This is a genomic window from Streptomyces sp. NPDC088725, from assembly GCF_044751305.1.
GTDB lineage: Bacteria > Actinomycetota > Actinomycetes > Streptomycetales > Streptomycetaceae > Streptomyces.
The window spans coordinates 631,812-648,923 of sequence record NZ_JBIVLO010000001.1 but is presented as its reverse complement, the minus strand read 5'-3'; the positions used below and the strand labels follow the sequence as shown (position 1 = coordinate 648,923).

Below are 17,112 nucleotides of genomic sequence, written 5' to 3'. Positions count from 1 at the left end.
ACCTTGTCAGCGGAGCCACCACGCTCGCGGCGAGCCGCCGCGTGCCCGTGTGCGCGCGGCGATGCCGCGCGCCCGTGCGTTACGCCTGGGACTCGGGCGCGTCCTGCGCGCCGGGCCCGGCGTCCGCCGCGCCCGGCCGGCCTTCGGTCTCGGCGGCGAGGCGTGCGAGCACCTGGTCGTAGATGCGTCCGAGGCCCTTGGGCGCGAAGGTGCGCTCGAAGAAGCCGCCGACGCCGCCGGCGCCGTCCCAGACCGTGGTGACGACGGCCTTCGAGCTGCCGTCGCCCGACGGGGTTACGGTCCAGGTGGTGACCATCGAGGAGTTGCGGTCCTTCTCCACGAGCCGTCCGTCGGTCGGCTCGGTCACCTCGAGCAGGCAGTCACGGACCCGCTTGCTGGTGGCCTGGAGCCGCCAGTGGACGAGCGTGCCCTCGCCGTCGCCGCCCTCGCGCACCTCGTACTCGCTGAACTGCTCGGGGAGGAGCTTCGCGCGGGTGTCCTTGTAGTCGGCCAGCGCGTCGAACACCGTCTCCGCGTTCGCCGCGATGATCCGCTCCGTTGTGGCCTCGACCTGCGCCATGGCACTTCCTCCAGCTCAGTACGTCAGTGGGGTGCGGCCAGCCAACCACCCCGGGGATCGACGCCCAAATCCGGGTTGCGGCACACAAGGGAACAGGTGTTCTATTCTGAGGTCAGTGCGATCGAGGAGGCACCCATGCGCTGGGACAATCTGGCCGATGAACCCACCACCGGGGCCACCGCTCCTGCCGGGGACATCGCGCTCTTCGGCACGGACGCGGTGACCACCCGCACCTTCGACACCCCCGAATTCCGGGGCATCACGTTCCACGAGATCCGCGCCCGTTCGATTGTGAACCGGGTGCCTGGAGCGTCCCGGATGCCGTTCGAATGGACGGTGAATCCCTACCGGGGCTGCACCCACGCCTGCGTCTACTGCTTCGCCAGGAAGACCCACGGCTATCTCGATCTCGACACCGGTCTGGACTTCGACTCCCAGATCGTCGTCAAGATCAACGCACCGGAGCTGCTGCGGCACCACCTCGCCTCGCCGCGCTGGGAGGGGGCCCACATCGCGATGGGGACGAATGTCGATTGTTACCAAAGGGCGGAAGGCCGCTATCGGTTGATGCCCGGCATCATCACGGCGCTGACCGAACGCGCGAACCCGTTCTCCATCCTCACCAAGGGCACGCTGATCCTGCGTGACCTGGAACTGCTGCGCAAGGCGGCCTCGGTTACCGATGTCGGCGTCTCCGTCTCGGTCGGATTCACCGACCAGGAGCTGTGGCGCACGGTCGAACCGGGCACGCCCTCGCCGGAGCGCCGCCTCGACGTCGTACGGGCCATGGCCGGCAGCGGGATCGGCTGCGGGGTGCTGATGGCGCCGGTCATCCCGTTCCTCGGCGACGGCCCCGACCAGCTGCGCGCGACCGTACGCGCGATCGCGCAGGCCGGCGCGACGTCCGTGACACCGCTGGTCCTGCACCTGCGGCCCGGCGCGCGGGAGTGGTTCATGACCTGGCTCGGACAGCACCATCCCCATCTGGTGCGGCGCTACCAGCGGCTGTACGCGGACGGCGCGTACGCGCCCAAGTGGTACCAGCGCCGGATCACCAGGCAGGTGCACGAGCTGGCCGACGAGTTCGGCATCGGTCCGGCGAGCCGCGGCGGCGCCCGCCGCATCCCCGCCGTCGCGCCGGAGCCGTCGCCGGAGCCCGCCGCCACCCAGCTGACGCTCCTGTGAGCCCGGCGGTGGACATCCGGATCCGTGAGATGACGGAGGCGGACTGCGAGGCGGTCGCCGCCGTCCGGGTCCGGGGCTGGCAGTACGCGTACGCGGGTCTGATGCCCCAGGCCCATCTGGACGCGATGAGCGTCACGGAGGAGACGGACCGCCGGCGCGCGCATCTCGCAGGTGCCGGCCCCCGGGTGGTGAATCTCGTCGCCGAGCGCGCGGGCAGCGTGGTCGGCTGGGGCTGTCTCGGGCCGTGCCGCGACCAGGACGTACCCGACGGGACGGCGGAGCTGTACGCGCTCTACGTACGGCCCGAGCACCTGTCCACCGGCGTGGGCCGGTCACTGCTGGGTGAGTTGGCGTCCCGGGCGACGGACGACGGCTGCCGGCGGATGGTGCTCTGGGTGGTCGAGCGGAACGAACGGGCCCGCCGCTTCTACGGCCGCGCGGGCTTCACCGCCGACGGCGCGGCCGAACCGTACGAGGTGGGCGGCGCGTCCGTGCCTGAGGTGCGGTACGCGCGGCGGCTGAGCCCGTGACCTCCCGCGTCGCGCGCCCCTCCGTCAGCTCATGCGGGCCAGCGCGGCGGACGCCCGCACGGACAGGCGCGGATGGCCGAGAGCCGCCCGCAGAACGGGGCAGGCGCGCGCGTCGGCCAGTTCGCCGAGCCCCTCGACACAGGCCAGCGCCACCCGCCAGTGCTCCTCGCCCGGCGCCAGCAGCCGTTCCAGGGTGGCGATCAGCGCCGGTACGGACTCGGCGGCGCGCAGCCGCGTGAGCAGCCGTACGGCGTGGACCGCGTAGGCCGTGCGCAGCTTGTTGGTGGCGAGGGCCGCTGCCGCCCGGGGCGTACGCGGATCGCCGAGCCGGGCCAGGGCGTACGAGGCCGAGACGCCGCGCTCCGGGTCCCGGTGGTTCAGCAGCAGCACCAGCGCCTCGAAGGCCCGCGCGTCTCCCGCGCAGCCGAGCCGGAAGGCGGCGATCTCCCGCGCCCACAGGGGCTGTTCGGGAGCGACGAGGGTCCGTGCCAGCTCTTCGCGGTCGCCGGTTCCGATCAGTCGGATGTACGCGGCCGAACCACCGGACTCGTCCCGAGCCCGGTCCGCGAGCGAGCGGAAATCCTCGTCCATGACGGTCGTCAGAGTCATGCGGGCAGGCTATCCGTGGCGCAGCGCACACCTACCGCCCTCGGGCCGGCTCCTCACCCGTCGAACACCTGGTGCCGGCGGGCCGCCTCGGCCGGAAGCCGGGGATCCGCTTCCACGGGCGCGCCCGGCGCCGAACTGTCCGGCATCCGCCCCACGGGCGCGCGCACCTGGGCCGATGCAGTACGTTCAGGTCATGTCCCAGCCCGCCAAATCGTCTCGTACGCCCGCCAGGTCCGGCGTCCCCGAGAGCGCCGCCGGCACCCGCGCGGCCGCCCAGCGGCTGAAGATGCGCCGCGAGCTGGCGGCCGCGGCCATGGAGCTGTTCGCCACCAAGGGGTACGAGGCGACGACGGTCGACGAGATCGCCGCCACGGCCGGGGTCGCGCGCAGGACGTTCTTCCGGCACTTCCGTTCCAAGGAAGAGGCGATCTTCCCGGACCACGACGACACCCTCGTGCGCGCGGAGGCCGTGCTCAACGCGGCGCCGGCCCACGAGCACCCGCTGGACACGGTCTGCCGGGGCATCAAGGAGGTCATGCGGATGTACGCGGCCTCCCCCGCGGTCTCCGTGGAGCGCTACCGCCTCACCCGCGAGGTACCGACGCTCCGCGAGCGCGAGATCGCCTCGGTGGCCCGCTACGAGCGGCTGTTCACCCGTTACCTGCTGGGCCACTTCGACGAGCGCGACCACACGGACGGCAACGACGACCCGCTGCTCGCCGAGGTGGCCGCGTCCGCGGTCGTCACCGCGCACAACCATGTGCTGCGGCGCTGGCTGCGGGCCGGCGGCCAGGGCGATGTGGAGGCGCAGCTCGACCACGCCTTCGAGATCGTGCGCCGCACCTTCGGTACGGGCATCGGCGCGGGCGGGACCCTCGGCGGGAAGCCGGAGCGTGCGGCGGCCACCGCGCGCACCAGCGGGGACGTGCTGGTGACCGTGGCGCACACGGACGCACCTCTGGACGAGATCATGCGGACCATCCAGCAGGCCATCAAGGACGCGTGAGGGCCGCGCCCCCGCGTCAGAATCGTTTCCCCGCACTGCGCGCCCGTGATCCGTACCCCGTGATCCGCCCTTCCCGTACGCCGCGACCGGTCGTCCCGCGACGGCGCTCCTCTGCGCGCCCAAAATTACATCTGAGCGCAACCCATGGCACTCAGTGCCTTGTGCAATGACACGGCGTGCCATACCTTGAAGTTGTCCGGCCGCTCCGCAGGCCACCTCGCCCGCGCCCCGGACGTCTGTGTCACAGGCACCGCCCGCCGAACCGACGGCACCCCGTTCCCTCTCCTCAGCGTTCCCGTACACGCCCCTCAGCGTTCCCGTACACGCTTCGCCGGAGGCAACACACGTGAAGGAAATCCTGGACGCGATCCAATCGCGGAACGCCACGTCCGCCGACTTCGCCGCCCTGCCCGTGCCCGCTTCGTACCGCGCGGTGACCGTGCACAAGGACGAGACGGAGATGTTCGCCGGCCTGACCACCGCGGAGAAGGATCCCCGCAAGTCCCTGCACCTCGACGACGTGCCCGTGCCCGAACTCGGGCCCGGCGAAGCCCTCGTCGCCGTCATGGCCAGTTCGGTGAACTACAACTCCGTCTGGACCTCGCTCTTCGAACCGCTGCCGACCTTCGGGTTCCTGGAGCGCTACGGCAGGCTCAGCGACCTCGCCGGGCGCCACGACCTGCCGTACCACGTCATCGGCTCCGACCTGTCAGGGGTCGTGCTGCGTACCGGAGTCGGTGTCAACGCCTGGCGGCCCGGCGACGAGGTCGTCGCACACTGCCTCTCCGTCGAACTCGAAAGCTCCGACGGACACAACGACACGATGCTCGACCCCGAGCAGCGGATCTGGGGCTTCGAGACCAACTTCGGCGGCCTGGCGGAGCTGGCGCTCGTCAAGTCCAACCAGCTGATGCCCAAGGCGGCCCACCTCAGCTGGGAGGAGGCGGCGGCGCCCGGCCTGGTCAACTCCACCGCATACCGCCAGCTCGTCTCCCGCAACGGCGCCGGAATGAAGCAGGGGGACAACGTGCTGATCTGGGGCGCGAGCGGCGGACTCGGCTCCTACGCGACGCAGTTCGCGCTCGCGGGCGGGGCGAATCCGGTGTGTGTGGTCTCCAGCGAGCAGAAGGCGGCCATCTGCCGGCGGATGGGCGCGCAGGCGATCATCGACCGCTCCGCGGAGGGTTACGCGTTCTGGGCGGACGAACGGCACCAGGACCCGCGCGAGTGGAAACGGTTCGGCAGGCGCATCCGCGAACTGACCGGCGGCGAGGACGTGGACATCGTCTTCGAGCACCCGGGCCGCGAGACGTTCGGCGCGAGTGTGTACGTCACCCGCAAGGGCGGCACGGTCGTCACCTGCGCCTCGACCTCCGGATACACCCACGAGTACGACAACCGCTATCTGTGGATGTCCCTGAAGCGGATCGTCGGGTCGCACTTCGCCAACTACCGCGAGGCGTGGGAGGCCAACCGCCTGGTGACGAAGGGCAGGATCCATCCCACACTCTCCAGGGTCTACCCGCTCGAAGACACCGGCCAGGCCGCGTACGACGTCCACCGCAACCTCCACCAGGGCAAGGTCGGCGTCCTCGCACTCGCTCCGCGCGAGGGTCTGGGTGTACGCGACGAGGAGATGCGCGCCAAGCACCTCGACGCCATCCAGCTTTTCAGGAACGGCTCATGACGAGCCGTCAGAAAGACCGCCCCTGGCTCATGCGGACGTACGCGGGCCACTCCACCGCAGAGGCGTCGAACGAGCTGTACCGCCGCAACCTCACCAAGGGGCAGACCGGCCTCTCCGTCGCGTTCGACCTGCCGACCCAGACCGGCTACGACCCGGACCACCTCCTCGCCCGCGGCGAGGTCGGCCGGGTCGGGGTGCCCGTCTCCCATCTGGGCGACATGCGGAAGCTGTTCAAGGACATCCCGCTGGAACGCATGAACACCTCGATGACCATCAACGCCACCGCGATGTGGCTGCTCGCGCTCTACCAGGTGGTCGCGGAGGAGCAGGGCGCCGACCTCGCGCGGCTCCGGGGGACGACGCAGAACGACATCGTCAAGGAATACCTCTCGCGCGGCACCCATGTCTTCCCGCCGGTGCCGAGCCTGCGCCTCACCACCGACATGATCACCTACACGGTGAACCATCTCCCGCAGTGGAATCCCGTCAACATCTGCAGCTACCACCTCCAGGAGGCCGGGGCCACCCCGGTCCAGGAGATCGCGTACGCGATGTCCACCGCGATCGCCGTCCTCGACGCGGTGTTCGCGTCAGGACAGGTGTCGGAGGACCGCAGGGGCGAGGTCGTGGGCCGGATCTCCTTCTTCGTCAACGCGGGCGTCCGCTTCGTCGAGGAGATGTGCAAGATGCGCGCCTTCGGACGCCTCTGGGACCGGATCACCCGCGAGCGGTACGGCGTCGAGGACGCCCGGCAGCGCCGCTTCCGCTACGGCGTCCAGGTCAACTCCCTGGGCCTCACCGAGGCGCAGCCGGAGAACAACGTCCAGCGCGTCGTCCTGGAGATGCTGGCCGTCACCCTCTCCAAGGACGCCCGCGCCCGCGCCGTCCAGCTCCCGGCCTGGAACGAGGCGCTGGGGCTGCCGAGGCCGTGGGACCAGCAGTGGTCGCTGCGTATCCAGCAGGTGCTCGCGCACGAGTCGGACCTGCTGGAGTACGAGGACATCTTCGCGGGCTCCCACGTCGTCGAGGCAAAGGTGGCGGAACTGGTCGCCGGGAGCCTGGCGGAGATGGACCGCATCGAGGCGATGGGCGGCGCGATGGCGGCCGTCGAGTCCGGCTACCTGAAATCCGGGCTGGTCGCCTCGCACGCGGAGCGGCGCGCCAGGATCGAGTCCGGCGAGGAGAGGATCGTCGGCGTCAACTGCTACGAGTCCACCGAGCCCAGCCCGCTCACCGCCGATCCCGGCACCGCCGTCATGACCGTCGACCCGGCGAACGAGGCCGCGGTCGTGGCGGCGCTGCACGCGTGGCACGCGGCGCGCGACGAGTCCCGCGCCGCCGGGGCCCTGGCCGCGCTGAAGAAGGACGCGGCGGGCACGGCGAATCTGATGGCCGCGACCATGGAGTGCGCGCGGGCCGGTGTGACGACCGGCGAGTGGTCCTGGGCGCTGCGTGAGGTCTTCGGCGAGTTCCGCGCTCCCACGGGGGTGGGCGGCGCGCCCGTCGCGGTGAGCGCCGGGGAGAGCACGCCGCTGGCCGCCGTACGCCGGAAGGTGTCGCGCACCGCCGCCGAGCTGGGTTCGGGACGGCTGCGGCTGCTGGTCGGCAAGCCCGGTCTCGACGGGCACTCCAACGGCGCGGAGCAGATCGCCGTACGCGCCAGGGACGCCGGCTTCGAGGTGGTCTACCAGGGCATCAGGCTCACGCCCGGGCAGATCGTCGGGGCCGCGCTCGCCGAGGACGTGCACTGCGTGGGTCTGTCGATCCTGTCGGGCTCGCACGCGCGGCTGGTGCCCGACGTGCTGGAGCGGCTGCGCGCGGCGGGCGCCGGCGACATCCCGGTGATCGTCGGCGGGATCATCCCGGACGCCGACGCCGGAGCGCTGCGCGCGGCCGGGGTGGCCGCGGTCTTCACCCCGAAGGACTTCGGGATCACCGGGATCATCGGCCGTATCGTCGACGAGATCCGCACCGCGAACAAGCTCGACCCTCTGGAGGTCTCCGCATGACCCGCACCACGCCCGAGAGCGCCGCGAACCGGCTGCGGCCACGCCGTTCCTGCCTCGCGGTACCCGGCTCGAACCCGCGCTTCCTGGAGAAGGCCCAGGGCCTCCCCGCCGATCAGGTCTTCCTCGACCTGGAGGACGCGTGCGCGCCCCTCGCCAAGGAGAGCGCGAGGCACAGCATTGTCGACGCGCTCAACAAGGGCGACTGGACGGGCAGGACACGCGTCGTACGGGTCAACGACTGGACCACCCACTGGACGTACCGCGATGTCATCACCGTGGTCGAGGGCGCGGGGCAGAACCTCGACTGCCTCATGCTGCCGAAGGTCCAGGACGCCCAGCAGATCGTCACCCTCGATCTGCTGCTGACGCAGATCGAGAAGACGATGGGCTTCGAGGTCGGCAGGATCGGCATCGAGGCGCAGATCGAGAACGCCAGGGGCCTGGTGAACGTGGACGAGATCGCGGCCGCCTCGCCGCGTCTGGAGACCATCGTCTTCGGTCCGGCCGACTTCATGGCGTCGATCAGCATGAAGACGCTCGTGGTCGGTCAGCAGCCGCCCGGCTACGGCGCCGACGCGTACCACTACATCCTGATGCGCATCCTGATGGCGGCCCGCACCCACGGTCTGCAGGCGATCGACGGACCGTACCTCCAGATCCGCGACGTGGAGGGCTTCCGCGAGGTGGCGGGGCGGGCCGCCGCGCTCGGGTACGACGGCAAGTGGGTGCTGCACCCGGGCCAGATCGACGCGGCGAACGAGGTGTTCTCGCCCTCGCAGGAGGATTACGACCACGCCGAGATGATCCTGGACGCGTACGACTACTACACGTCGGAGGCGGGCGGCAAGAAGGGTTCCGCGATGCTCGGCGACGAGATGATCGACGAGGCGAGCCGCAAGATGGCGCTGGTCGTTTCGGGCAAGGGCCGCGCCGCGGGGCTGCGGCGCACCACCGCCTTCGAGGCTCCGGAGGGGTGAGCGGTGAGGTTCGGGCGCACCTTTGAGGAGTTCGAGGTCGGGGCGGTCTACAAGCACTGGCCGGGCAAGACGGTCACAGAATACGACGACCATCTCTTCTGTCTGCTGACCATGAATCACCATCCGCTGCACCTGGACAGCAACTACGCGGAGCGGACGACGGACTTCGGCAAGAACGTCGTGGTGGGCAATTACGTCTATTCGCTGCTGCTCGGTATGTCGGTGCCCGACGTTTCCGGAAAGGCCCTCGCCAATCTGGAGGTGGAATCGCTCAGGCATCTCGCGCCGACCTTTCACGGCGACACGCTCTACGGCGAGACGACCGTGCTCGGCAAGACACCGTCGCGATCGAAGAGCGACCGCGGCGTCGTGCACGTGGAGACGACGGGTTACACGCAGGACGGCACGGTGGTGTGCGTGTTCCGCCGCACGGTGATGGTGCCCACCGAGGCCTATGTCCAGGAGCGCGGCGGCGAGCAGCCGGGCCGCCCGGAGCCGGCCCACCGCCGGGATCAGGAGAAGTGAGATGAGCCGACTCGCCCGGACCGCCGGTCTGACCGATGTCCAGCGGGAGATCGTGGCCACCGTCAGGGATTTCACCGAGAAGGAGATCCTGCCGGTCGCCACGGAGCTGGAGCACCGCGACGAGTACCCGGCGCGGATCGTCGAGGGCCTGAGAGAGCTGGGTCTGTTCGGCCTGGTGATCCCGGAGGAGTACGGCGGTCTGGGCGAGTCGCTGCTCACCTACGCGCTGTGCGTGGAGGAGATCGCCCGCGGCTGGATGTCCGTCTCCGGCATCGTCAACACGCACTTCATCGTGGCGTACCTGCTGATGCGCCACGGCACCCAGGAGCAGAAGGACGCCTTCCTGCCCGGGATGGCGGCGGGCGAGGTGCGCGGCGCGTTCTCGATGTCGGAGCCGGGGCTCGGCTCCGACGTGGCGGCGATCACGTCCAGGGGCGTCAGGGACGGTGACACGTACATCCTGGACGGGCAGAAGATGTGGCTGACCAACGGTGGTACGTCCACACTCGTGGCGGTGTTGTGCCGCAGTGACGAGGGCCACCCCGGGTCCGCCGCGCCGCACAGGTCGATGACCACGTTCCTGGTGGAGAAGGAGCCCGGTTTCGGTGAGGTGCGGCCCGGTCTCACCATCCCGGGAAAAATCGACAAGATGGGTTACAAGGGGGTCGACACCACCGAAATGATTATGGACGGACTACGCATTCCGGCCAATCGAGTCCTGGGCGGAACCACCGGCCGAGGGTTTTACCAAATGATGGACGGTGTCGAAGTGGGCCGCGTCAATGTCGCCGCGCGCGGCTGCGGTGTGGCACTGCGCGCGTTCGAGTTGGGTGTGTCCTACGCACAACAGCGGCACACCTTCGGAAAAGCCATCGCGGAGCACCAGGCCATCCAGTTCAAGCTGGCCGAAATGGCCACTAAGGTCGAGGCGGCGCATGCGATGATGGTCAACGCGGCGCGCAAAAAGGACTCCGGGGAACGAAACGACCTGGAAGCGGGGATGGCGAAGTACCTCGCCTCCGAGTACTGCAAGGAAGTCGTCGAGGACGCCTTCCGGATCCACGGCGGTTACGGATTCTCCAAGGAGTACGAGATCGAGCGCCTTTACCGCGAGGCACCCATGCTGCTGATCGGTGAGGGTACCGCCGAGATCCAGAAAATGATCATTGGCCGCCGACTGCTGGAGGAGTACCGATTCCAGGGCTGATTGTCGCTTTAAAGCCATTTTATCCGCGAAGAAGATCACACACTGTCGTCGTCCCGCACCGAGTTCAGGCCGCCCGACTCGGTTGCTGGCTTGCTCAGTTGCTGCCCGCAACCGATACCATCGGTGAAAAGCCGCCGTCCCCCTGTTGCCAGCGCGGCATCATCCGCTACGAAGGTCATCCATGCCCCACAGCCAAACCTCTGCACCACGCGGCCGGGTCCGCCTCGCGCGCGGAGCCTCGCCGTGGCTTCTGCCGACCGTCGCCACCGCAGCCATCAGTCTGGTCCGCGCGCGCCACTCCAGGCGCGCCACCGCTCTCGCCGTGCCCGCCACCGCTCTCGCGGCGGGCATGCTGTGGTTCTTCCGGGACCCCGAGCGCGAGATCACGGAAGGCCGCGTCATCTCTCCGGCCGACGGTGTGGTGCAGAGCATCATGCCGTGGAAGGACGGACGGACCCGGGTCGCCATCTTCATGAGCCCGCTGAACGTCCACGTCAACCGCGCTCCGCTCGCGGGCACGGTGACCTCCGTCGAGCACATCCCCGGGGGATTCGTTCCGGCTTTCAATAAAGAGAGCGAGAACAACGAGCGCGTCGTCTGGCACTTCGACACCGAGCTCGGTGACATCGAGATGGTGCAGATCGCCGGCGCCGTCGCCCGACGTATCGTTCCGTACCTGCCTCAGGGCACCAAGGTGGAGCAGGGCGAGCGCATCGGCCTGATCCGGTTCGGCTCGCGCGTCGACATCTACCTTCCGGAAGGTGTTGACGTCGCCGTCGAGGTCGGTCAGACCACGACCGCAGGGGTGACTCGAATTGACCGTGATTGATCCCGATACTCAGGCCGGCTGGGCCACGGAGGCCGAGACGGAAGAGGACGACACCGAAGACATGCCGCTGTCGATGCGACTGTCGATAGCGGACACCCTCACACTCGGTAACGCGACATGTGGATTCATGGCGGTGTACTTCACCACCACCGGCATCCTCATCCCGCATCTCACCGGCAGTGACGAAAGCGGCATGGCGCGGCACTCCGCGGCCACGGCCGTGATCCTGATGCTCTGCGCGGCGATCTTCGACCTGTTCGACGGGCTCGTGGCGCGCAAGCTGCGCAGCTCGCCGATGGGCGCGGAGCTGGACAACCTCTCCGACCTGATCAGCTTCGGTCTCGCCCCGGCGTACTTCGTCCTGGTCTACGGCATGGTGGCGGACGACGCGCATCAGCGGGTCTCGGCGCTGGCCGCGATCGTGGTGCTGCTCGCCGTGGTGCTGCGGCTGGCCAGGTTCTCCTGTGTGACGCTGAAGGACGGCATGTTCCAGGGCATGCCGAGCCCCTTCGGCGCGCTGACCGTCGTCTCGATCGTGCTGCTCGAACTGCCCTTCATCCCGACGCTGCTCGCCATCGTCGGAGTGGCGTGGCTGATGGTGAGCCGGGTCGAGTACCCGAAGCCGCGCGGCGTCCTGGCGGTGGCGATGCTCAGCTGGATCGTCTCCGCGATGGCGCTGCTCGCCGCGTGGGCGTTCGACGCCCCCGGTGGTCAGCTGCTCCTGCAGACCGGCTGTGCGCTCCAGGTCGTGACGGGTGCGGTGATTCCGCTCTTCGCCACGGCGCGGCGCGTGAACACCTTCCGTGACAACCGCCGTGAGGCGCGCGCGGCGCAACTGCCTTAACGCGCCGCCGCTTCGCGGCGAAGAACCGAAGAGGGGCCCGGGTGCGATCCGCACCCGGGCCCCTCTCGTGCATGGTGTCCGGGGCGGCGCGCCCGCGCCTTCAGCGGCGCGCCAGGTAGAGGTCGAAGGCCTTGTGCAGAAGCTTGTTGAGCGGGTAGTCCCACTCGCCGAGGTATTCGGCCGCCTGTCCGCCGGTGCCCGCCTTGAAGCGGAGCAGTCCAAGGAGGTGGCTGCCCTCGTCGAGGGTGTCGGTGATACCGCGCAAGTCGTAGACGCCCGCGCCCATTTCGTGTGCGTCGCTCATCATCCGCCACTGGATGGCGTTGTTGGGCCGTACTTCGCGCCTGCGGCTGGTGGAGGCGCCGTACGAGTACCAGATGTGCTCGCCGACGGTCAGCATCGTGGCCGCGGACAGTACGTCGCCCCGGTGGTGGGCGAGGTAGAGCCGCATCCGGTCGGGGTCCTCGGCGCTGAGCGCGGTCCACATACGCTGGAAGTACGGCAGGGGGCGCGGCAGGAAGCGGTCGCGCTCCGCCGTCTCGCGGTACAGCTCGTGGAAGACGGGCAGGTCGTCGTAGTCGGCCCGCACCACCGTGACACCCGACTGGTGAGCCTTCTTGATGTTCCGTCGCCACTGCTGGTTGAAGCCCTGCTGAATCGCTTCCAACGACCTTCCGGCGAAGGGCACTTGGAAGACGTAACGAGGCTGTCCCGCGCTGAAGCCCGCCTCGCCGCCGTCCGCCTTCTGCCGCCAGCCCATGCGGCGCAGCCGGGCGGCGATCTCGAAGGCCGCCGGGTCCGAGGTGGTGGCGTCGACGTCCCGCAGCCGGCGGGCGGCCGGATCGGCGATGGCCGCCTTGACCGTCTCCGCGTCCCAGCGGCGGGTGACGACGGGCGGACCCATCTTCACCGAGAACGCGCCCCGGGATCTGAGATGCGCGAGCATTGGCGCGAGCCAGCGCTCCAGATCCGCGGCGTACCAGTCGATGACCGGTCCTTCCGGGAGATAGGCGAGGCAGCGCCGGAGCCTGGGCACGGGCCGGTAGAGGACGAGTCCGGCGCCGACGACGGACCCGTCCTGGTCGAACCAGCCCAGGCTCTCCGCCTGCCAGTCCGGTTTGACGTCTCCCCACGAAGGGACCTGCATATGGCTCGCGGCGGGCCGTGCCTTCACGAAGGCCAGATGTTCGTCACGGGTGATCGTCTTCAGCCGGTAGCTCATGGGGGTGATCCTTTGTTCGGCTCACAGCACCTGTACGGCTCACAGCACCCTAGGCCGGGGGCACCGCCCGCGCCCCGCGGGTCGGCCATCCGGCGTACGTCCCGCCCCGGGCGCCGGTGGGTCCGGAGCCGGCCTGTGGCCGGCCCCGGACCGGGAGCGGGCCGGTCAGACCAGGAGGTCCCGCGCGACGGCCGCCGCCAGCCGCTCCAGCAGAGGGCCGGCGTCCGCCATGCAGCGTGCCGGGTCCGGCTCCAGGTCGGTCAGCGCGTAGGCGCGGCCGATGCCCGCCCCGCTCAGGGACTCCGGGGACAGGGCGAGGCGCCCGCAGACCGCGACGACCTCGACGCCCCGTGCGCGGGCCGCCGACGCGACGCCCGCGGGCGCCTTGCCGTGCAGGGTCTGCTCGTCCAGTGAGCCCTCGCCGGTGATGACCAGCGTCGCGCGGGCCAGGGCCGGGGCGAAGCCGAGCACGTCGAGCATGACCTCGATGCCCGGGCGGAAGCCCGCGCCGAGCCCGATCAGCGCGCCGTAGCCGATACCGCCCGCCGCTCCGGCGCCCGGTGCGAGGGCGAGCGCGGCGGCCCCGGCGCCGGCGGCCGTCTCCAGGACGTTGGCGTAGTGGCTGAGCGCCGCGTCGAGCGCGGTGACGTCCGCCGGACTCGCGCCCTTCTGCGGTCCGTAGACCGCCGCGGCGCCCTTCGGCCCGGTCAGCGGGTTGTCCACATCACTGGCGAGGACGATCCCGGTCCTGGCCAGCCGCGGGTCGAGCCCGGACAGATCGGCGGTGGCGAGATCGCGCAGCCCGCCGCCCCCCGCGCTCACGGGCCGACCTTCCGCGTCCAGGAAGCGCGCGCCGAGCGCCGCCAGCATTCCGGCGCCGCCGTCGGTGGTGGCGCTTCCGCCGACGCCGAAGACGATGTTCCGCGCCCCCGCGTCGAGCGCGGCGCGCAGCAGCTCGCCCGAGCCGTACGTCGTCGCCGTGAGCGGCGCGAACACCCCCGGAGGAAGGTGCTGGAGCCCCGACGCCTCGGCCATCTCCACGACGGCCGTACCGTCCCGCAGGGCGTACGCGGCGGTCACTTCCGCGCCGAGCGGTCCGGTGACCCGTACGTCCCTGCGTGCGAACCCGGCGGCCACCGCCGCGGCGACGGTGCCGTCGCCGCCGTCCGCGACGGGCAGGGCCTCGACCGCCGTCTCCGGGGCGATCCGGTGCAGACCGGCCGTCACCCGCTCGGCGACCTGTACGGCCGTGAGGGATCCCTTGAACTTGTCCGCCGCGATCAGTACGTGTGCCGCCTTCTTGCCCACTGCGCCGTCCGTCACGTTGTCGTTCCTCTGCTTTCGAACAGGCGGTCGCGCCGCCCCGACCCTATCCGTACGGGCCCTCTCCGTACGGGTGGGTCTCGCCCGGAGGAACCGAACCGGTGCGAACGCCGGACTACGCTCGACACGTGACCAACACCGATACCGAACCCGATACCGACTACGCCGCTTACATCGCCGGGCTCCCCCGTGTCCTGGCCGGGGCCGCGATGCTCTTCAGGGACAGCGCGGGACGCGTCCTGGTCCTCGAGCCCAACTACCGGGAGGGCTGGGTCCTGCCCGGCGGGACCATCGAGTCCGACGAGAACGAGACCCCGCGCGGGGGCGCGCACCGGGAGACGCTGGAGGAGATCGGCCTGGACATCGCACCCGGCCGGCTGCTCGTGACCGACTGGGTGTCAGGCCCGGCGCGGCCGCCGATCGTCACGTATCTCTTCGACGGCGGTGTGCTGAGCGAGGAGCAGCTCGGGGCGATCCGGCTCCAGGAGGAGGAGTTGCTGTCCTGGCGCCTGGTGAACCGCCAGGAGATCCCCGCCTATCTGACCGATTCCACCGGATCGCGTGTGCTGTCCGCACTGCACGCACTGGACTCCGGGGCGGGCACCGTTGAGCTGGAGAACGGCCGCCGTCCTTCCTGACAGGTGGGGGCGCACCTGCTGGGTCGGCCTTCACGTGTACGGAGCCGCCGCCGTGTCCGAGTGGCGTGAGCCGCCGCTCGGCGGCGGCCTGTTCCCCGCGTACCGCGAGATGCCGGCCGGCCTGGCGTCTCCGCGCCATCGGCTCGTCGGCGACCGGCGGGCACCGCTCGATGCCGTGGCCGAGCGCGGCGACGCGCCGGCCGTCGCGCTGCGGCCCGGCCGGGACGAGATCGCCGTGTCGCTGCACCCGACCACTCCCGCGCCACCGCGCCGACCGCCGTCCGCCTGGGCGATCGGCCCCGCGCATCGGCTTCGACCCCGCCGTCCCGGTACCGGCGCCGGCGGCGGGTGTGGCTTCCGACACGCTGCAGGAGATCTCGGACGCCACACGGCCCGTCGTGGTGCGTTCGGCGGACCGGGGCAGCTTCACCACGCTGGTCATGCCCGTCGCTCTCCGACCGTGACCGCGTCAATGATCCCGCTTCTTTCGGCGATTCACTAACTTGTATGTCAACAGGCTTATATCTCCGCTAAGTAGAAAATCAGTAAAAGCTCCGTCAGCGTTCTCCTTAGATGAGCCGACTTGGGCTGGTTCACCCGGCATTATCCGAGTTCCACGACCTCGGAGGGATCATGAGAAGGCAGACGCACGCCCGGCTGGCAGCGGTGCTCACTTCCGCCGTAGTCCTGTTGACCACGACTGCCGGCGGAACCCCGCCCTCGGTCAAGGAGCCGGCCGGACGCGCGGCGCCGGCCTTTCCGACGCCACCCACCAGTGTCGCCAGCGGTGCCTGGAAGTCAGGGCACTTGCAGGGCATGGCCCTCGACCGCCGCAACGGCTTCATGTACTGGTCGTTCACCGATCTGCTGGTGAAGACGGACCTGCGCGGCAAGGCCATCGGCTCGGTCACCGGTTTCCCCGGCCATCTCGGTGATCTCGCCTTCAACGAGCAGGACGGCAGGGTCTACGGCTCCCTCGAAGTCCCGACCGCCAAGGCCTACTACGCCGCCATCTTCGACGGCGGCCAGATCAACCGCATGAACATCCGGGCCGCCTCCAGCGGAGCGGTCTCGACGGTGTACCTCAAGGAGGTCGTGAAGGACTACACGGCCGACATGAACGGCGACGGCGTCTTCGACGGCGACACCGCCGACACTCCCGACCACCGTTACGGATGCAGCGGCATCGACGGCGTCGCCTTCGGCCCCGACTTCGTCCACCACGACGGCATGCGGCTCACCGTCGCGTACGGGACCTACGTCGACAACGCCCGCAAGGACAACGACCATCAGGTGCTGCTCCAGTACGACGTACAGAACTGGCGCCACTACGAACGGCCGATGGGCGAGGCCGCGCACCCGCACCGCAGCGGGCCGAACACACCGGACGGCAAGTACTTCGCGTACACCGGGAACACCACGTACGGGGTGCAGAACCTGGAGTACGACCCGGCGAGCCACAACTGGCTGATGGCCGTCTACAAGGGCACGAAGAAGCAGTTCCCCAACTACTCGCTCTTCGTCGTCGACGGATCGAGGCCCCCGGTCACGAGCCTGCTGCGCGGCCAGCCCCGGCCGGAACGCGGCCTGCTGCTGCCGCTCCTGCGACGCGGACTGTACGACAAGGCGACGGGGATCTACGGCTGGGAGTCGACCGGGCAGTACGGACTGATCGCGCTGGGCGGCGGACGTTTCTACCTCGCCGAGAACGGCACGGCCAAGGCGGTGGTGAAACACACGGGCCGCGCGGTGCAGTACGTCTGGACCGGCAGGACGCCGACGCCGTTCTCGCGGGTGACGGCGTCGAAGGCGGTCGAGCCCTCACTCGGCTGACCGTCGCGCCCGGCCGGCCGTTCCCGCCGGCCGACCGGCTGACCGTCCTGAGGGCCGTGACCGGCCGGCCCGCCCGGGGCGCGCGGCGCCGGGCCGGCCGGTCACATC

17 protein-coding genes are annotated in these 17,112 nt (G+C 70.1%); 12 read left to right on the top strand and 5 right to left on the bottom strand.

Translation table 11 applies throughout. The features are described 5' to 3' along the window. Positions 1-79 precede the first annotated feature (79 nt). A complete protein-coding gene (locus ACIP6N_RS02775; protein WP_401812271.1) occupies positions 80-580 on the bottom strand; it encodes an SRPBCC family protein in 501 nt (166 codons plus the stop codon). 135 nt (positions 581-715) lie between these two features. Here ACIP6N_RS02775 and ACIP6N_RS02770 point away from each other — a divergent pair, with 135 nt between their 5' ends. After that, positions 716-1,765, top strand: a complete 1,050-nt coding sequence (locus tag ACIP6N_RS02770; RefSeq protein WP_401812269.1) for an Rv2578c family radical SAM protein — start codon at positions 716-718, stop codon at positions 1,763-1,765. Between the two features lie 29 nt (positions 1,766-1,794). Then, a complete protein-coding gene (locus ACIP6N_RS02765) occupies positions 1,795-2,295 on the top strand; it encodes a GNAT family N-acetyltransferase (protein WP_401812267.1) in 501 nt (166 codons plus the stop codon). Positions 2,296-2,319: 24 nt separating this feature from the next. Here the strand turns inward: ACIP6N_RS02765 and ACIP6N_RS02760 are convergent, their stop codons facing one another. After that, entirely contained in the window at positions 2,320-2,904 is a 585-nt protein-coding gene (locus ACIP6N_RS02760) for a HEAT repeat domain-containing protein (protein ID WP_401812265.1), read from the bottom strand. A 193-nt stretch (positions 2,905-3,097) separates the two neighbouring features. Here ACIP6N_RS02760 and ACIP6N_RS02755 point away from each other — a divergent pair, with 193 nt between their 5' ends. The 6 genes from ACIP6N_RS02755 (at position 3,098) to ACIP6N_RS02730 (ending at position 10,315) form a co-directional block, all read left to right on the top strand. After that, on the top strand, positions 3,098-3,910 hold the full coding sequence (locus tag ACIP6N_RS02755; protein WP_401812263.1) for a TetR family transcriptional regulator: 813 nt from the start codon (positions 3,098-3,100) through the stop codon (positions 3,908-3,910). A gap of 346 nt (positions 3,911-4,256) precedes the next feature. Further along, positions 4,257-5,597 (top strand): crotonyl-CoA carboxylase/reductase, encoded by a 1,341-nt coding sequence (ccrA, locus tag ACIP6N_RS02750; RefSeq protein ID WP_401812262.1) that lies wholly within the window; start codon positions 4,257-4,259, stop codon positions 5,595-5,597. Beyond that, a complete protein-coding gene (locus ACIP6N_RS02745; RefSeq protein WP_401812261.1) occupies positions 5,594-7,606 on the top strand; it encodes a protein meaA in 2,013 nt (670 codons plus the stop codon). Before ccrA ends, ACIP6N_RS02745 begins: the two co-directional genes overlap by 4 nt. After that, on the top strand, positions 7,603-8,583 hold the full coding sequence (locus ACIP6N_RS02740) for an HpcH/HpaI aldolase/citrate lyase family protein (protein WP_401812260.1): 981 nt from the start codon (positions 7,603-7,605) through the stop codon (positions 8,581-8,583). The genes ACIP6N_RS02745 and ACIP6N_RS02740 overlap by 4 nt, the downstream gene beginning before the upstream one ends. A gap of 3 nt (positions 8,584-8,586) precedes the next feature. Next, the gene (locus tag ACIP6N_RS02735; protein WP_401812258.1) at positions 8,587-9,108 is read left to right on the top strand and encodes a MaoC family dehydratase; all 522 of its coding nucleotides are present in this window, start codon (positions 8,587-8,589) and stop codon (positions 9,106-9,108) included. A 1-nt stretch (position 9,109) separates the two neighbouring features. Further along, positions 9,110-10,315, top strand: a complete 1,206-nt coding sequence (locus tag ACIP6N_RS02730; RefSeq protein WP_401812256.1) for an acyl-CoA dehydrogenase family protein — start codon at positions 9,110-9,112, stop codon at positions 10,313-10,315. Between the two features lie 35 nt (positions 10,316-10,350). On the opposite strand, the gene ACIP6N_RS02725 is transcribed toward ACIP6N_RS02730, so the two are convergent. Then, complete coding sequence (locus ACIP6N_RS02725) at positions 10,351-10,494, bottom strand: hypothetical protein (RefSeq protein WP_401812254.1); 144 nt, start codon at positions 10,492-10,494, stop codon at positions 10,351-10,353. A 2-nt stretch (positions 10,495-10,496) separates the two neighbouring features. On the opposite strand from ACIP6N_RS02725, the gene ACIP6N_RS02720 reads away from it, so the two are divergent. Next, positions 10,497-11,144, top strand: a complete 648-nt coding sequence (locus ACIP6N_RS02720) for a phosphatidylserine decarboxylase (RefSeq protein WP_401812253.1) — start codon at positions 10,497-10,499, stop codon at positions 11,142-11,144. Beyond that, positions 11,131-11,988, top strand: a complete 858-nt coding sequence (pssA, locus tag ACIP6N_RS02715; RefSeq protein ID WP_401812252.1) for a CDP-diacylglycerol--serine O-phosphatidyltransferase — start codon at positions 11,131-11,133, stop codon at positions 11,986-11,988. Before ACIP6N_RS02720 ends, pssA begins: the two co-directional genes overlap by 14 nt. Before the next feature lie 100 nt (positions 11,989-12,088). Here the strand turns inward: pssA and ACIP6N_RS02710 are convergent, their stop codons facing one another. Beyond that, complete coding sequence (locus tag ACIP6N_RS02710) at positions 12,089-13,210, bottom strand: lipid II:glycine glycyltransferase FemX (RefSeq protein ID WP_401812250.1); 1,122 nt, start codon at positions 13,208-13,210, stop codon at positions 12,089-12,091. A 165-nt stretch (positions 13,211-13,375) separates the two neighbouring features. Beyond that, on the bottom strand, positions 13,376-14,533 hold the full coding sequence (locus ACIP6N_RS02705) for a glycerate kinase (protein WP_401812249.1): 1,158 nt from the start codon (positions 14,531-14,533) through the stop codon (positions 13,376-13,378). Between the two features lie 128 nt (positions 14,534-14,661). Here ACIP6N_RS02705 and ACIP6N_RS02700 point away from each other — a divergent pair, with 128 nt between their 5' ends. Both ACIP6N_RS02700 and ACIP6N_RS02695 read left to right on the top strand, forming a co-directional pair. Then, positions 14,662-15,171: an NUDIX domain-containing protein gene (locus ACIP6N_RS02700; RefSeq protein ID WP_401812248.1), complete on the top strand. Its 510-nt coding sequence runs from the start codon at positions 14,662-14,664 to the stop codon at positions 15,169-15,171. Between the two features lie 633 nt (positions 15,172-15,804). Beyond that, positions 15,805-17,004: a hypothetical protein gene (locus ACIP6N_RS02695; protein ID WP_401812247.1), complete on the top strand. Its 1,200-nt coding sequence runs from the start codon at positions 15,805-15,807 to the stop codon at positions 17,002-17,004. The last annotated feature ends 108 nt before the right edge of the window (positions 17,005-17,112 follow it).

Coding starts and splice junctions, on each gene's coding strand:
- ACIP6N_RS02710 (WP_401812250.1), bottom strand. CDS start 13,210: ATGAGCTACCGGCTGAAGACGATCACCCGTGACGAACATCTGGCCTTC.
- ACIP6N_RS02755 (WP_401812263.1), top strand. CDS start 3,098: ATGTCCCAGCCCGCCAAATCGTCTCGTACGCCCGCCAGGTCCGGCGTC.
- ACIP6N_RS02745 (WP_401812261.1), top strand. CDS start 5,594: ATGACGAGCCGTCAGAAAGACCGCCCCTGGCTCATGCGGACGTACGCG.
- ACIP6N_RS02770 (WP_401812269.1), top strand. CDS start 716: ATGCGCTGGGACAATCTGGCCGATGAACCCACCACCGGGGCCACCGCT.
- ACIP6N_RS02720 (WP_401812253.1), top strand. CDS start 10,497: ATGCCCCACAGCCAAACCTCTGCACCACGCGGCCGGGTCCGCCTCGCG.
- ACIP6N_RS02730 (WP_401812256.1), top strand. CDS start 9,110: ATGAGCCGACTCGCCCGGACCGCCGGTCTGACCGATGTCCAGCGGGAG.
- ACIP6N_RS02695 (WP_401812247.1), top strand. CDS start 15,805: ATGAGAAGGCAGACGCACGCCCGGCTGGCAGCGGTGCTCACTTCCGCC.
- ACIP6N_RS02765 (WP_401812267.1), top strand. CDS start 1,795: ATGACGGAGGCGGACTGCGAGGCGGTCGCCGCCGTCCGGGTCCGGGGC.
- ACIP6N_RS02740 (WP_401812260.1), top strand. CDS start 7,603: ATGACCCGCACCACGCCCGAGAGCGCCGCGAACCGGCTGCGGCCACGC.
- ACIP6N_RS02775 (WP_401812271.1), bottom strand. CDS start 580: ATGGCGCAGGTCGAGGCCACAACGGAGCGGATCATCGCGGCGAACGCG.
- ACIP6N_RS02725 (WP_401812254.1), bottom strand. CDS start 10,494: ATGACCTTCGTAGCGGATGATGCCGCGCTGGCAACAGGGGGACGGCGG.
- ACIP6N_RS02760 (WP_401812265.1), bottom strand. CDS start 2,904: ATGACTCTGACGACCGTCATGGACGAGGATTTCCGCTCGCTCGCGGAC.